Below are 14,630 nucleotides of genomic sequence, written 5' to 3' on the forward strand. Positions count from 1 at the left end.
CCGAACCCACAACCGGATAACCACGCGGCACAGCAACCTCCAAAACCACTAGACGTTGCACTGACCGTATGAATCCGCCTCGAACTTTCGCTGCGGGAGCGCACTTTCGCGGTGTAGCAGGGTGACGGGGTCAGTCCACCGGGGTGAATTTCAGGTGCAGTTCGGTGAGGCCACGCAGGATGTAGGTGGGCTCGTAGCTGTAGGCCCGGTTGTCGGCGGGGCCGTGCTTGTCCTCGTTGATCCGGATGTCGGCCATCCGGTCCAGCATGCGGTTGATGCTGACCTTGCCCTCCACCCGGGCCAGCGGGGCGCCGGGACAGGAGTGCACGCCGCGGGCGAACGCGATGTGCTCGCGGACGTTTTTGCGGTCCAGCCGGAACTCGTGCGGGTCCTCGAACCGGCGCGGATCCCGGTTGACCGCGCCCGGCAGCACCATCACCACGGTGCCCGCGGGCAGGTCCACACCGCCCAGGCTGGTGGACTTGACCACCAGCCGGGAGTCGCTTTTGACCGGGCTTTCCATCCGCAGCGACTCCTCGATGAAGATCGGGATCAGGCTGCGGTCCTCGCGCAGCTTGTCCTGCACGTCGGGCCGGTCGCCGAGCACCTGCAGGGCCGCCGACAGCAGTTTGGCCGTGGTCTCCTGCCCGGCGGCGAACAGGAACGTGGCCGAGCGGACCACGTCGATCACCTCGGGCGTGGACTCGTCGGGGTATTTCGCCGTCGCCAACGCGGTCAGCACGTCGTCGCGGGGATCGCGGCGCCGGTCCTCGATGTAGGCGCAGAACTTGTCGTCGAGCCACTCCAGCGGGTTGATCGCGACGGTCTCGTGGTCGAGGGCCCCGACCCGGGCACCCGGACGGTCGGCGCCCAGCACGGTGCGGAACTGGCTGTGGTCGTCCGGCGGCACCCCGAGCAGGTCGGCGATCACCAGCGTCGCAAAGGGTTTGGAGTATTCGGCGATGAACTCGCAGCCGCCGTTGGCGAGGAACTCGTCGAGTTGCTGGTCGGCGAGCCGCCACATGAACTCTTCGTTCTCCTTCAACCGGGCCGGTGTCAGCAGTCGGCTCAGCAGCGAGCGGGCCTTGGTGTGATCGGGCGGGTCCATGGTGACCATGTGCTCGAACATCGGGAATTGGCTGCGGTGCGCCTCGATCTGGGCGGCGATGTCGTCGCCCTGCGGCTCGAACGGCAGCGGCGGGAACGGGCCGCCGAGCGCGACGCAGTTGGAGAACGTCTCGGCGTCCCGGTAGACCGCGGCGGCCTCCTCGTAGCCGGTGACCGCGACCACCCCGTAGTGCGGCAACTGCAGCACCGGGCTCTTGGCGCGCAGGTGATCGAAGTAGGGATGCGGATCGGGCACCAGCGAGGGATCGGTAAAGAAGTCAATCGTGTCGAAATCGCTCATGCACGTCTCCCAACGCCTAGGTGTGACCGGCCCATCCGCACCGCATCTGCTGGGCACTTGCTTAGCATGGTGCCGTCAGCACGGTCAAGATCACATGCTGTGGAAACAGCATTATCGCTGGCCAGTTATGGTTTTCTCGACCGCTTCAGGGCTGTCGCGGGCTGTAGTTGCCCCTCGATGATAACGGCATTCTCGTCGGTGTCGTAGGCCGAGTTGTGCGGCGGCGCGCCCCGCGCCGGATCAGCCGGGGATGAGCGGGCCGACCGGGGCGGTGGTGGTGGCGTGCACCAGCAGTTCGGCGAGTTCGCCGGGACGGCTCAGGAACGGCGAGTGCGAGGTGTCGATGCTGAGTTGTTCGACGCCGAGGCGGTGCGCGACGGTATCGGCCAGCCAGCGTGGCATCGCCTGGTCCTGCAGGCAGACGATGAAACTGCGGGGCAGATCCGCGGCCCAAAAGTTGGGCACCGACACCGGGGCCACGGTGGTCTCGCCAAAGCGTTCCGGTCCCAACCGTTCGTAGGCCCAGCGGGCGGTGTGCTCGTCGCAGTCGTGGTAGAAGTAGCGCCACGCGCCCTCGAACTCGGCGAAGGTCATCGCCCCGTCGTCGGCGAAATGCAGGTATCCCAACATGTGTCCGACGTCGCCGTCGAGGGCGCCGTCCTCGGCGTTGGTCATGGTCATGGCTTCGGTGTAGCTGCGGCCCTCGCGGGGCAGCGCGGCGGCCAGATAGATGACGTGGCTGACCCGTTCGGGGGCGACGTCGACCCCGAGGGTGGCATCGAATCCGCCGCCGGAATGGCCGACGACGACGTCGCCGTCGTTGATCACCTCGGCGACGGCGGCGCGCCGATTGGCCAGCGTGGACTCCTCGTCGACCCGGGTGCCATGCCCGGGCAGGTCGACGGCGATCGCGTCGTGGCCGAGGCGGTGCAGCTCGTCGATGGTGCGGCTCCAGCACCACGACGCGTGAAAACCGCCATGCACCAGGACAAATCGCATCCCGCGACTCCTCGATTCGTTGCTGTCCGGCCGCTCGGACCTGACCATAACAGAGTTTCTACGTCTGTAGAAGGGACTTGGCGCGGACGGTGACCGCCCGGTTCCGGGCTACCGCCCGGCGCGTTGGTGACCTGCCGCGATGCCCGAGACCAGGGCGTGGAGCAGCTCGGCGAGTTCGGCCGCGGATTGCGGGGTGGGGTCCCCGAACGCCAGGCGGACCATCACCCCGTTGATGAAGGTCGTGACGGCGTAGGCCTGCTTTTCGATGAGCACCGGATCGGGCGGGTCGTCGCAGTTGGTGGCCGCCAGCGCCTCCTCGCTGAGGTCGACGAATCCGCGGACGGCCTGCTCGAAGGCGCCGGCCAGCTCACGATCCCGGTTCGCCTGCAGCGCCAACTCGTAGCGGGCCCGGGACCGGTTGAGCGCGCTGCCGCTGGACGACCGAATCACCAGGTCGGCCAACAGCGTCAACGTCGACACCGGCGGGTCGGTGGCGCGGGCTACGGACCGGAATTCGGCTTCGTCGAGGTCGGCAACACGGTCGGCGATACCGCGCAGCAACGACGAGCGGGTCGGGAAATACGAGGAGGTGGTGCCGTCGGGCAGCCCGGCGCGGCGTTCGACCATGCGGTGGGTCAGGCCGCGGGACCCGTGTTCGGCCAGCACATCGATGGCGGCGTCGCACAGTTGCCGCCGCCGCTCGTCGGCGTCAGGTTTTCGTTTGGTGGCGATGGCCGTAGCCTAATCCGGCCGGTTTGTGCCCGACCCCCGTCAACGGCGGTCGGGCTTGGACGGCGCCATCGAGTCGGCCAGCTCGCCCAGCAGCACCGGTACATCGAAGCGGGGCACCACCGCCTCGACCAGGACCAGTTTGTCCGGGTGCTGGGCGGCGGCGGTGAACGCCTCGTCGAGTTCGCCGTAGGTCTGCGCCCGAAACATCAGGTGGTTGGTCACCCCCAGCGCGGCGGGGATCTCCCGCCAGTTCCAGGCCACGATGTCGTTGTAGTAGGCGGTGGGGCCGTGGATGGCGCGCTCGACCGTGTAGCCGTCGTTGTTGACCACGACGATCACCGGCGATAGTCCCTCCCGGGAGAAGCCGCCCAACTCCTGCACGGTCAGCTGCGCGGCGCCGTCGCCGATCAGCAGCACCGGTCGGCGATCCGGGTGCGCCAGCCCGGCCCCCAGCGCGGCCGGCAGCGTGTAACCGATTGACGCCCACAGCGGTTGGCCGATGAAGGTCACCCCGCGGGGCAGCCGGTGGGCGGCCAGCCCGTAGAAGGAGGTGCCCTGATCGGCCAGCACCACGTTGCCCGGCGTCAACGCGTCGGCCAGCCGGTTCCACAGCATCTCCTGGGTCAGCGGCTGACCGGGTCCCGGGTCCGGCGGACGCACGTCGGTGCCGGTCGACGCGACCGGGGGAGAGGCGATACCCCGCTTGGTCAGGATGCCGGTCAGGGCCTGCAGCGCGGCGTCCAACTCCAGCGGTGCGAAAACCTCGCCGGCGACGGTGCTTTGGTGAGCGCCGACGTCGATGGTGCGCGCCGGATCGATGCGCTGGGTGAAAAAGCCGCTGACCATGTCGGTGAACATCACCCCCGCGGTCAGCAGTACCGGCGCCTGTTCGATCCCGCGGCGCACCGGCTCGGCGCTGGCCGCGCCGGCGTAGATGCCCAAAAAGTTGGGGGAACTCTCATCGACCAGGCTCTTGCCCCACATCAAGGTGGCGTGCGGCACCACATCGGCGGCCAGCAGCGCCTCCAGCTGCGGGACCGCGTCCAGCCGATGCACCAGAAAGTCGGCGAGCACCGTCAACTGGTGATCGCCAATGAGTTCGGTTGCCGCGTCGGTGAATAACGCCAGCGCGCGGGGACTGGTTCCGCCGGTGAAGCGGGGCAGCGGGGCCTGCGGGGGCTCGGCGGGGAACCGGGCCACGTCGGTGGCCAGCAGCAAGTAGCCGGGCCGTTTGCACTCCCGCACCTCCGCGAGCACCCGGTCGATCTCCCGGGTCGCCGTCGCCGGCGCAAGATTGGCTTGCGCGCAGGTGATTTCCCGGCTGATGCGCAGAAAATGCTCGAATTCTCCGTCGCCGAGCGAATGGTGCAGCGGCCGTCGGGCGGCCTGGGCGTCTTTGGCCGGCCCGCCGACGATGTGCACCACCGGCACGTACTCGGCGTAGGCGCCGGCGATCGCGTTGGCCGCCGACAGCTCGCCCACTCCGAACGTGGTGACCAGCGCGGACATACCGCGCAGCCGCCCGTACCCGTCGGCGGCGTAGCCGGCGTTGAGTTCGTTGGCCGCGCCGACCCAGCGCAGTCGCGGATGGGCGATGACGTGGTCGAGGAATTCCAGGTTGTAGTCGCCGGGGACGCCGAAGATTTCCGCGACGCCGAGTTCGGCGAGCCGGTCGAGTAGGTAGTCGCCGACGGTGTAGCGGGGATCGAGGGTAGTCACGACGCCGACGCTACCGGCGGCCGCCGGCCCGGTGCAGCGCAAATACCTGCGGTCGAGGCCCCGCCTGGCTAGGGTGCCTCCATGGCAGTGAAGGATTCCCGCGAAGTGGTCATCGAAGCCAGCCCGGAGGAGATCCTCGACGTCATCGCCGACGTCGAGGCCACCCCGACCTGGTCGCCGCAGTATCAGCGCGCCGAGGTGCTCGACACCTACGACAACGGCCGGCCCCGTCGGGTGAAGATGACGATCAAGGCCGCCGGTCTCACCGATGAGCAGGTGGTCGAATACAGCTGGGCGTCCGACAGTGTGAGTTGGACGCTGGAGTCGGCGGGGCAATTAAAGGCCCAGGACGCCAAGTACACCCTGACCCCGCAAGGCGACAAAACCAAGGTCCGGTTCGACATGGACGTCGACCCGTCGGTGCCGATCCCGGGCTTCCTGCTCAAACGCACCATGAAGGGCGGGATGGAGACCGCCACCGACGGGCTGCGTAAACAGGTGCTTAAGGTCAAGAAGGGCTGACCGGCCCGAGATCTGTTGGTGATCGTCAAACCGCGTCGGCAACCCCACCGGCTTATTAGCCTTGGGGGATAGTGGCTGTACGAGCATCGCGCGAAATCGTCATCGACGCGCCGCCAGAAGTGATCCTGGAGGTGCTGGCCGACATCCCTTCTGCGCCCTCATGGTCCTCGGTGCACAAGCGCGCCGAAGTCCTCGACCGCTATCCCGACGGCCGCCCGCACCACGTGAAGGTCACCGTCAAGGTGATCGGCATCGTCGATCAAGAAGTGCTGGAATACCACTGGGGGCCGGACTGGGTGTGTTGGGACGCCGACAAGACCTTCCACCAACATGGCCAGCACGCCGAATACACGCTGCGACCCGAGGGTCTCGACAAAACCCGGGTGCGGTTCACGATCACCCTGGAGCCGTCGGCGCCGCTGCCGGAGTTTCTGGTCAACCGGGGCCGCAAGAAGGTGCTCAACGCCGCGACCGAGGGGCTGCGCAGACGGGTGATGGCCGCGCAGGGCGCCGAGCGACGGGGCTGGTGATGGTGTGCGGGAACTGGCCGTGGCTACGCCGCGCGTTGTTCACAGCCCGGAGCCCAGCGCGTCCAGCCGGGCGATCGCCTCGTCGAGGGTGTCGTCGCGTTTGCAGAACGTGAAGCGCACCAGGTGATTCCACACGTCGGCGTGTGGGGCGTTCGGATCGCAGAACGCCGACATCGGGATGGCCGCCACCCCGACCCGGTGCGGCAGCTGTGCGCAAAACGTGGTGCTGTCGGCGTAGCCCAGCGGCCGCGGATCGGCGCACAGAAAGTAGGTGCCGAAGCTGTCGTGCACCCCGAACCCGATCCGGGCCAGCGCCATCGCCAACCGGTCGCGGCGGGCCTGCAGCGACGTCCGCAACGCCGCCACCCAGGCGTCCTCGGTGTTCAACGCGTGCGCCACCGCCGGCTGAAACGGCGCCCCGCCGACATAACTGAGGTACTGCTTGGCCGCCCGCACCCCGGCGAGCAGATCGGCGGGCCCGCACGCCCAGCCGATCTTCCAGCCGGTGCAGTTGAACATCTTGGCGGCGCTGGAGATGGTGACGGTGCGCTCGGCCATCCCGGCGAACCCGGCCAGCGGACGGTGCCGGCGGCCGTCATAGACCAGGTGCTCATAGACCTCGTCGGTGATGACCAGCAGGTCGGCGTCGACCGCGATCTGCGCGATCGCCGTCAGCTCGGCCTCGGTCAACACCATCCCGGTCGGGTTGTGCGGGGAGTTGACGATCAGCGCCGCGGTCTGCGGGGTCACCGCGGTGCGCAGCGCGTCGACGTCGAGGGCGAAACCGCGGCCGTCGGGCACCAGCGGCACCGTGACCCGGCGCGCGCCGGCCATCGCGACCACCGGGGAATAGGAGTCGTAGAACGGCTCGATCAGCACCACCTCGGCGCCGGGCTCGACCAGACCCAGCACCGCCGCCGCGATGGCCTCGGTGGCCCCCACCGTGACCAGCACCTCGGTGTCCGGGTCGTAGCCGATGCCGTGGTGCCGGCGGCGCTGCGCGGCGATCGCCTGCCGCAACGCGGGGATGCCGATGCCCGGCGGGTACTGGTTGACGCCGTCGGCGATGGCGTCCTGGGCGGCGCGCAGCATGGCCGGGGGCCCGTCCTCGTCGGGAAAGCCCTGGCCGAGGTTCACTGCGCCGATCCGCGCGGCCAGCGCCGACATCTCGGCGAACACCGTGGTGGCATACGGCCGCAGGCGGGACACCGTCATGGCTGTTGAGGGTATCGCCCCACCTCCCAACCAACAGGTTGATCGGCGCCCCTGTTAGGGTGGCGACCACGGGACTACCCTGCCAGCAGACGGACCCGCCAACCACTGAAGAGGAACGAGCCATGTCCGAAGAAGCCTTCATCTACGAGGCCATCCGCACCCCGCGCGGCAAGCAGAAGAACGGATCGCTGACCGAGGTCAAACCGCTGAACCTGGTCGTTGGTCTGATGGACGAGTTGCGATCCCGGTACCCCGACCTGGACCCCAACCTGATCAGCGACACCGTGCTGGGGGTGGTGTCGCCGGTCGGCGACCAGGGCGGCGACATCGCCCGCACCGCGGTGCTGGCCGCCGGCCTGCCCGAGACCACCGGCGGGGTGCAGCTCAACCGGTTCTGCGCGTCGGGGCTGGAGGCGATCAACACGGCCGCCGCCAAGGTGCGCGCCGGCTTCGACGACCTGGTGCTGGCCGGCGGTGTGGAGTCGATGAGCCGGGTGCCGATGGGCTCCGACGGCGGCGCCTGGGCCACCGACCCGGAGACCAACTACCGGATCGGTTTCGTGCCGCAGGGCATCGGCGCCGACCTGATCGCCACCATCGAGGGCTTCTCCCGCGACGACGTCGACGCCTACGCGCTGCGCAGCCAGCAGAAGGCCGCCGAGGCCTGGTCGGGCGGCTACTTCGCCAAGTCGGTGGTCCCGGTGCGCGACCAGAACGGCCTGGTCATCCTCGACCACGACGAGCACATGCGCCCGGACACCACCCTGGAGGGGCTGAGCAAACTCAAGACCGCGTTCGACGGCATCGGTGAGATGGGCGGCTTCGACGACGTGGCGCTGCAGAAGTACCACTTCGTCGAGAAGATCAACCACGTCCACACCGGCGGCAACAGTTCCGGCATCGTCGACGGCGCCGGGCTGGTGCTGGTCGGTACCGAGAAAGCCGGCAAGGCCGCCGGCCTGACCCCACGGGCCCGCATCGTCGCGGCCGCCACCAGCGGCGCCGACCCGGTCATCATGCTGACCGGCCCCACCCCGGCCACCCGCCGGGTGCTGGACCGCGCCGGCATGACCGTCGACGACATCGACTTGTTCGAGCTGAACGAGGCGTTCGCGTCGGTGGTGCTGAAGTTCCAGAAGGACCTCAACATCCCGGACGAGAAGCTCAACGTCAACGGTGGCGCCATCGCGATGGGCCACCCGCTGGGCGCCACCGGCGCCATGATCACCGGCACCATGGTCGACGAGCTGGAGCGCCGGGGTGCCCGCCGGGCGCTGGTCACGCTGTGCATCGGCGGCGGCATGGGCGTCGCCACCATCATTGAAAGAATCTGAGAGGGTTTCCACCGTGGCAGAGAACACCATTCAGTGGGATAAAGATGCCGACGGCATCGTCACGCTGACGTTGGACGACCCAACCGGGTCGGCCAACGTGATGAACGAGCACTACACCGAATCCATGCACAACGCGGTGCAGCGCCTGGTGGCGGAGAAGGACTCGATCACCGGGGTGGTGATCACCAGCGCCAAGAAGACGTTCTTCGCCGGGGGTGACCTCAAGGCGATGATCAACGTCGGCCCGGAGAACGCCGGCGAGGCGTTCGACCAGGTGGAGAACATCAAGGCCGATCTGCGCGCGCTGGAGACGCTGGGCAAGCCGGTGGTGGCCGCCATCAACGGCGCGGCGCTCGGCGGCGGCCTGGAGATCGCGCTGGCCTGCCATCACCGCATCGCCGCCGACGTCAAGGGCAGCGTCTTGGGCCTGCCCGAGGTGACGCTGGGTCTGCTGCCCGGCGGCGGCGGGGTCACCCGCACCGTGCGGATGCTGGGCATCCAGAACGCGTTCATGAACGTGCTGAGCCAGGGCACCCGGTTCAAGCCGGCCAAGGCCAAGGAGATCGGCCTGGTCGACGAGGTGCTGGGCAGTGTCGAGGAGTTGGTGCCGGCCGCCAAGGCCTGGATCAAGGCCAACCCGGACTCGCACACCCAGCCGTGGGACGCCAAGGGCTACAAGATGCCCGGCGGCACCCCGGCCAGCCCGGCGCTGGCGGCGAACCTGCCCGCGTTCCCGGCGCTGCTGAAAAAACAGCTCAAGGGTGCGCCGATGCCGGCGCCGCGGGCCATCCTGGATGCCGCGGTCGAGGGCGCCCAGGTGGACTTCGACACCGCCAGCCGCATCGAAAGCCGGTACTTCACCCAGTTGGTCACCGGCCAGGTCGCCAAGAATATGATCCAGGCGTTCTTCTTCGACCTGCAGCACATCAACGGTGGCGGCAGCCGCCCGGACGGCATCGGGCAGACCCCGATCAAAAAGATCGGTGTGCTGGGCGCGGGCATGATGGGCGCCGGGATCGCCTACGTGTCGGCCAAGGCCGGTTACGACGTGGTGCTCAAGGACGTGTCGACCGAGGCCGCGCAGAAGGGTAAGGGCTACTCCGAGGGCCTGGAGGCCAAGGCGCTCAAGCGGGGCAAGACCACCGAAGAGAAGTCCAAGGCGCTGCTGGACCGGATCACCCCCACCGGCGACGCCGCCGATTTGGCCGGGGTCGACTTCGTGATCGAGGCGGTGTTCGAGAACCAGGAACTCAAGCACAAGGTGTTCCAGGAAATCGAGGACGTCGTCGAGCCCAACGCGCTGTTGGGGTCCAACACCTCGACGCTGCCGATCACCGGGCTGGCCACCGGGGTCAAGCGGCAGGAGGACTTCATCGGGATCCACTTCTTCTCACCCGTCGACAAGATGCCGCTGGTGGAAATCATCAAGGGCGAGAAGACCTCCGACGAGGCGCTGGCCCGGGTGTTCGACTACGTGCTGGCGATCAACAAGACCCCGATCGTGGTCAACGATTCCCGCGGCTTCTACACCTCCCGGGTGATCGGCACCTTCATCAACGAGGCGATCGCCATGCTCGGTGAGGGTGTGGAGCCGGCCAGCATCGAACGGGCCGGCAGCAAGGCCGGCTACCCGGCGCCGCCGCTGCAGCTGTCCGACGAGCTCAACATGGAGCTGATGGCCAAGATCGCCAAGGCCACCCGCGAAGGTGTGGAGGCCGCCGGCGGGACGTACGAGGGGCACCCGGCCGAGGCCGTCGTCACCAAGATGATCGAGCTGGGCCGGCCGTCGCGGTTGAGCGGCAAGGGTTTCTACGAGTACGCCGACGGCAAGCGGGTCGGGCTGTGGCCGGGTCTGCGTGAGACGTTCAACTCCGGCTCGTCGACGCCGCCGCTGCAGGACATGATCGACCGGATGCTGTTCGCCGAGGCGCTGGAAACCCAGAAGTGCCTCGACGAGGGCGTGTTGACGTCGACCGCCGACGCCAACATCGGCGCGATCATGGGCATCGGGTTCCCGCCGTGGACCGGTGGCACCGCGCAGTACATCGTCGGCTACCCCGGCGGTAAGGCTGGGTTCGTGGCCCGGGCCAAGGAGCTGGCCGCCAAGTACGGCGACCGGTTCAACCCGCCGGCGTCGCTGACGTAATCAGCGCGAGCAGACGCAAAAGCCCCCAAAACAACGTCGTTTTGGGGGCTTTTACGTCTGCTCGGCGGCTACTGGCGCTGCAACAGGTAGCTGCGCGCCTCGAATCGGGCCGCGAACCTGCCGGCGAGTCTGTTGTCGGGGGTCCACCGCGGTTCATCCGCCGCCGCCAGCAGCGCCCACCCGGGTGTGAATCGGCGTTCGATCTCCGCCTGATCGGTTCCCGGCGGTCCGAAACCGCTACCGCGTTTAAAGGCGATCATCAGCAGCCGCGCCGCCGGGGCGGCCGCCGCGGTGATCTCTTGAACGTAGAGGTCACGATCGCCGTCGCTCATACCGTGAAAGCAGCCGTTGTCCACGATCACCTGGAACCCCGAACCGACCCCGGCCTGGCGCAAATGTGTGACGTCGCCGTGAACGAAATTCACCGTTGCGTCGGCGGCGCGGGCCTTGGCGCGGGCCCGGTCGACCGCTTTGGGCGTGAAGTCGATGCCGGTGACTTGCCACCCGTGTTGGGCCAGGTAGATCGATGTGTCTCCGGTGCCGCAGCCGACGTCGAGCGCCGATCCGGGCGGCAGCGCGGGCGTGTCCGCGGTCCCCTCGACGAGGTGGCGCAGGCCCGCCGCCAGCGGATGACCGTCCCACGGGGTAAAGCCGATGGTGTAGAAGACCCGAAACAGGGCGTGCCGCGAAGCCATGTCACCACGGTATTCCTTTGCCGGTGCCGACTAAAGATCCCGAAGCGCGGCCCACCCAGCCGGCCACCGGAACAGCGGGATTCGCCACTCCAGGCACCTGCCGGCACCTACCATGACCGGGGTGTGGGACCTCGGGCGTACCGCATCCCGAATGCTGGACCTGCTGCGTCGCATCCTGAACTATCGGGTGAGCGTCGCGGCGCTGATCGAGGTTGCCCTGTGGCTCGCGGTTCCCTATATCACCGCGGGCCTGGCGTGGTTGTTCTTCCATCCCGATGCCGTTCAGCGCGTCCAAACCCAATTGGAGCAGCAGTTCCATGTCCCGTCCGGCAGCGACTATGAAGTGGCCCTGGGCGCCGCGACGTTGCTGTGGCCGGCGGTGCTGTTGCTGCCCTCCGACGCGTGCGCCCGATGACGGCGGCGGTGGCTGGGCCGGGTGGTCAGCCGGTGGCGGCGGAGGCTCCGGCGCGGCGACCGGAGAACACGCAGTCGGCGATGGAGAGGCCGCTGACGTAGGACTCCGAACAGACGCCGACGGCGGTGCGGCCCGCGCTGAATAGGCCCGGAATCGGATTGCCAGCGGCGTCGAGGACGGCCCCGGTGTCCTCGGCGACCCGGATGCCGCCGAGGGTGAGCATCGGCGTCGGGCAGAGCAGACTGGGGCGCACCGAGATGTTCATCAGGGTGAACGGCCCCCGGTCGATTCGGCGGCAGAAGTGGGCCGGCTTGCCGACGGGATCCGTTGTCCCCGAGTCGATGGCGTCATTGTGGGCTTTGACGGTCGCCAGCAGGCCTTCGGGGTCGACGCCGGCTGCCTGGGCGACGTCCGCCAGTGAGTGCCCACGCACCGCATCGGCAAACATCAATGCGGCGGCCTGCGCACGCTGGAACCACAGTGTCTGCGTGAGCAGTTGGCGTTTGGCTTCCGCCATCAGGTTCGCGTCGGCGAGGATCCAGCCCTTCCCGCCGTGGTTCTTGATCATCGCCCGCCCGAGGGCGGCACCGTAGCGACTTTCGTCGATGATCCGCTGACCTTTGTCGTCGACCACGATCGAGGAGATGAACGCGCTCGGCGGGGTGATGAAGCGCCATGCCGAGACGTTGTCCATGTGCGCGGTAATGGCTCCCACGTTCTGGGCCAGCGCGATACCGCTGCCGTCATCGCCGCTGGTACCCAGCGGTAGGCCGTGGCTGAATTCCGGTGCGTATCGTTCCCGCCAGTCCGTGTTGGCGATGAAGCCGCCGGCGCAGACGATGACCCCGTGTCGGGCCACGATCCGGACGGGCCGAGCGTAGCGGCGTTCGAGTGCGGCCAGTCGACGGTCCATCGCCTGGCGCAGCGGCGGGTAGTACACGCCCGGCTTGGTCGACAGCGCGGCCATCGCCGTGTAGGCGCGGCGGATGTGTCGCGGTGCGTGTTGCATGGTCATCGCCTCGACCCCGGTCACCCGGCCGGACGAATCCTGCAGCAGCGTGGTGACTTTCGTGTGGGGCCGGAAGTCAACGCCGAGTGCGCGGGCCGAGCGGGCCAGCGGCGCATACAGTTTCTTTCCGGATGTGCCTTTTCCTTTGACCCGGTGGCCGCGTTGCACCGGCGGGGTGTGGGAGGAGAACGCGCCGGCGTTCTCGCTGCCGGAGTGATACAGGTAGTACCGGTTGTTCGGGAACGACGTCTTGTACGGGCACAGCGATCCATCGAACGGAACCCCATGGCGCTGCAGCCAGTCGATCATCTCCGGGCTGGTGCGGACGAACCGTTCCAGCGTCGGCGGGCTGACGGCGTCGCCGACCTCCAGGCGAAGGTAAGCCAGCATCTGTTCGACGGTGTCGGCCACCCCGGCCTGCCGCTGCACCGAAGTGCCGGCGCCGGCGTAGATGATGCCGCCGGAGATCGCGGTCGCACCACCGCCGTTCGAGCGATCCAGCGCGATGACCTCGGCGCCCAGTTCGCGTGCGGTTATCGCCGCGGAGGTGCCCGCCGCGCCGAAGCCGACGACAACCACGTCAGTCGTCGTGGTGCTGACCTCCGAGGTCGCCCGAATCACGCATGGCCCCTTTGATGTGCTGGATCGTCCCGCCAATATAACAGCCTCTAGTACGGAAGCAATCGGGTCTGACCAGGTATGCGAATCATTTCGGTGATCAAACAGAAACGTGTTCCATTCCGGCAATGGCGCGCCAACAGGCGGTGCCCGGCGACAGCGGCGGTGACCGCCGAGAATGCCGACTTCGACGGTGCCGCGCGGCTGTTAACGTTTCTGTCGACCCTGTGCTTGGCGGAAGGACACCCGTGAGCTACCCACCATCGGGCTACCCGCCGCCGGGCGGGTATGGACAGCAACCCTCCGGCGGCCACTACCCGCCACCGCAATCCGGTGCGCAGGGGTATTGGCAAGCCCCGCCGCAGGGTTCGGGGTGGTCGGGCTACGGCGAGGCCCCGCCCCAGTTCGGCGGGCCACCGCCGGGCGGCAACAACAACGGGAAGTGGGTCCTGTTCACCGTCGCCGCCGTGGTCGTTGTCGCGCTGCTCGTCGGCGGGCTGCTGTGGGGACTCAACAACAAGTCGAGCCACACCGCCGCGCAGACGACCACCAGCCAGCGGCCGACGTCCACCACCCGGCCGACCTCGACCACCAGCACCACCACCACGGCCACCAGCACCAGTCAGGCGGCGTCGGCGCCGGGTGACTGCAACGGCATCCCGCGGCAGCCGGGACCGCAAACCCCGGCGGGCTGGCAGCCGGTGGTCGGCCCCCGCCACCTGGCCTACGATGTGCCAGCCGAATGGAAAGTCTTGAGCTGCACCACCTTGGTGGGCTGGGAGAAGCCGTGCCCGGACGGCCCGTTCGGTTACTGTCCGATCCGCACCATGAGCGGGGCCGCCGAATTGGCGGGCTCGGAATGCCCGAAGGACAGCCGCGCGATTACCGGGGAGCCCGCCAACAGCAGCGTCAGCGACATCAACCAGTCCGTGCGCTCGGAATCAGAGCTGGTGCAAGACATCTACACCTCCCGAAGCGGTCACGTGCCCACGGTGTCGCTGGGCCAGCCGCGGCAATTGACGGTCGGTGGGGCGCCGGCCGTGCAGCTGGTCGCCACCGTGACCGATATCGAATCCGATCTGTGCACCGGGTCGTCGGCCCTGCACTCCATGGTGGCGACGACGGTGCCCGGCCAGGACGGCACGGTGTTGTTCGTGATCTCGTTGCAGCAGGGCTACCCGGGCGCACCCGACCCCGGCCTGATCGACCAACTGGTCGCCACGCTGCGCCGGGTCTAACGCCGAGCAGTCCCCCGTGCGGGAGGTGCCCCCAGCAAAATCCCCTAAAA

The 14,630-nt window shown here is 68.2% G+C and carries 13 protein-coding genes; 6 read left to right on the forward strand and 7 right to left on the reverse strand.

The genetic code is table 11. The annotated features are described in order from the left end of the window. Nucleotides 1–130 precede the first annotated feature (130 nt). The 4 genes from ACAG26_RS08650 to ACAG26_RS08665 form a co-directional block, all read right to left on the reverse strand. Nucleotides 131–1,408 carry a cytochrome P450 gene (locus ACAG26_RS08650; RefSeq protein ID WP_370481246.1) on the reverse strand — a complete coding sequence of 426 codons (1,278 nt, stop codon included), beginning with the start codon at nt 1,406–1,408 and terminating at the stop codon, nt 131–133. A 240-nt stretch (nt 1,409–1,648) separates the two neighbouring features. After that, a complete protein-coding gene (locus ACAG26_RS08655) occupies nt 1,649–2,407 on the reverse strand; it encodes an alpha/beta fold hydrolase (protein WP_370481249.1) in 759 nt (252 codons plus the stop codon). A gap of 108 nt (nt 2,408–2,515) precedes the next feature. Continuing rightward, entirely contained in the window at nt 2,516–3,073 is a 558-nt protein-coding gene (locus ACAG26_RS08660; RefSeq protein WP_370481253.1) for a TetR/AcrR family transcriptional regulator, read from the reverse strand. Between the two features lie 105 nt (nt 3,074–3,178). Further along, nucleotides 3,179–4,858, reverse strand: a complete 1,680-nt coding sequence (locus ACAG26_RS08665; RefSeq protein WP_370481255.1) for an alpha-keto acid decarboxylase family protein — start codon at nt 4,856–4,858, stop codon at nt 3,179–3,181. An 81-nt stretch (nt 4,859–4,939) separates the two neighbouring features. Between ACAG26_RS08665 and ACAG26_RS08670 the strand changes: the two genes are divergently transcribed. After that, a complete protein-coding gene (locus ACAG26_RS08670) occupies nt 4,940–5,380 on the forward strand; it encodes an SRPBCC family protein (RefSeq protein ID WP_370481259.1) in 441 nt (146 codons plus the stop codon). A gap of 71 nt (nt 5,381–5,451) precedes the next feature. Further along, complete coding sequence (locus tag ACAG26_RS08675; protein ID WP_370481262.1) at nt 5,452–5,910, forward strand: SRPBCC family protein; 459 nt, start codon at nt 5,452–5,454, stop codon at nt 5,908–5,910. A 39-nt stretch (nt 5,911–5,949) separates the two neighbouring features. Here ACAG26_RS08675 and ACAG26_RS08680 read toward each other — a convergent pair whose 3' ends face one another. Further along, complete coding sequence (locus ACAG26_RS08680; RefSeq protein WP_370481265.1) at nt 5,950–7,125, reverse strand: pyridoxal phosphate-dependent aminotransferase; 1,176 nt, start codon at nt 7,123–7,125, stop codon at nt 5,950–5,952. Nucleotides 7,126–7,247: 122 nt separating this feature from the next. Between ACAG26_RS08680 and ACAG26_RS08685 the strand changes: the two genes are divergently transcribed. Together ACAG26_RS08685 and ACAG26_RS08690 are read left to right on the forward strand one after the other, a co-directional pair. Next, nucleotides 7,248–8,459: an acetyl-CoA C-acetyltransferase gene (locus ACAG26_RS08685; RefSeq protein WP_370481268.1), complete on the forward strand. Its 1,212-nt coding sequence runs from the start codon at nt 7,248–7,250 to the stop codon at nt 8,457–8,459. A 13-nt stretch (nt 8,460–8,472) separates the two neighbouring features. Beyond that, nucleotides 8,473–10,605 (forward strand): 3-hydroxyacyl-CoA dehydrogenase NAD-binding domain-containing protein, encoded by a 2,133-nt coding sequence (locus ACAG26_RS08690; RefSeq protein ID WP_370481270.1) that lies wholly within the window; start codon nt 8,473–8,475, stop codon nt 10,603–10,605. Nucleotides 10,606–10,673: 68 nt separating this feature from the next. Here ACAG26_RS08690 and ACAG26_RS08695 read toward each other — a convergent pair whose 3' ends face one another. Beyond that, entirely contained in the window at nt 10,674–11,300 is a 627-nt protein-coding gene (locus ACAG26_RS08695) for a class I SAM-dependent methyltransferase (RefSeq protein ID WP_370481272.1), read from the reverse strand. A gap of 151 nt (nt 11,301–11,451) precedes the next feature. On the opposite strand from ACAG26_RS08695, the gene ACAG26_RS08700 reads away from it, so the two are divergent. Continuing rightward, nucleotides 11,452–11,715, forward strand: coding sequence for a hypothetical protein (locus ACAG26_RS08700; RefSeq protein WP_370481275.1), 264 nt, complete (start codon nt 11,452–11,454; stop codon nt 11,713–11,715). Between the two features lie 25 nt (nt 11,716–11,740). Here ACAG26_RS08700 and ACAG26_RS08705 read toward each other — a convergent pair whose 3' ends face one another. After that, nucleotides 11,741–13,381, reverse strand: a complete 1,641-nt coding sequence (locus tag ACAG26_RS08705; protein ID WP_370481277.1) for an FAD-binding protein — start codon at nt 13,379–13,381, stop codon at nt 11,741–11,743. Between the two features lie 209 nt (nt 13,382–13,590). On the opposite strand from ACAG26_RS08705, the gene ACAG26_RS08710 reads away from it, so the two are divergent. Beyond that, nucleotides 13,591–14,580, forward strand: a complete 990-nt coding sequence (locus tag ACAG26_RS08710; RefSeq protein WP_370481279.1) for a hypothetical protein — start codon at nt 13,591–13,593, stop codon at nt 14,578–14,580. Nucleotides 14,581–14,630 lie beyond the last annotated feature (50 nt).

Origin of the sequence: Mycobacterium sp. pUA109 (assembly GCF_041287095.1) — a bacterium.
Taxonomy (GTDB): Bacteria; Actinomycetota; Actinomycetes; order Mycobacteriales; family Mycobacteriaceae; genus Mycobacterium.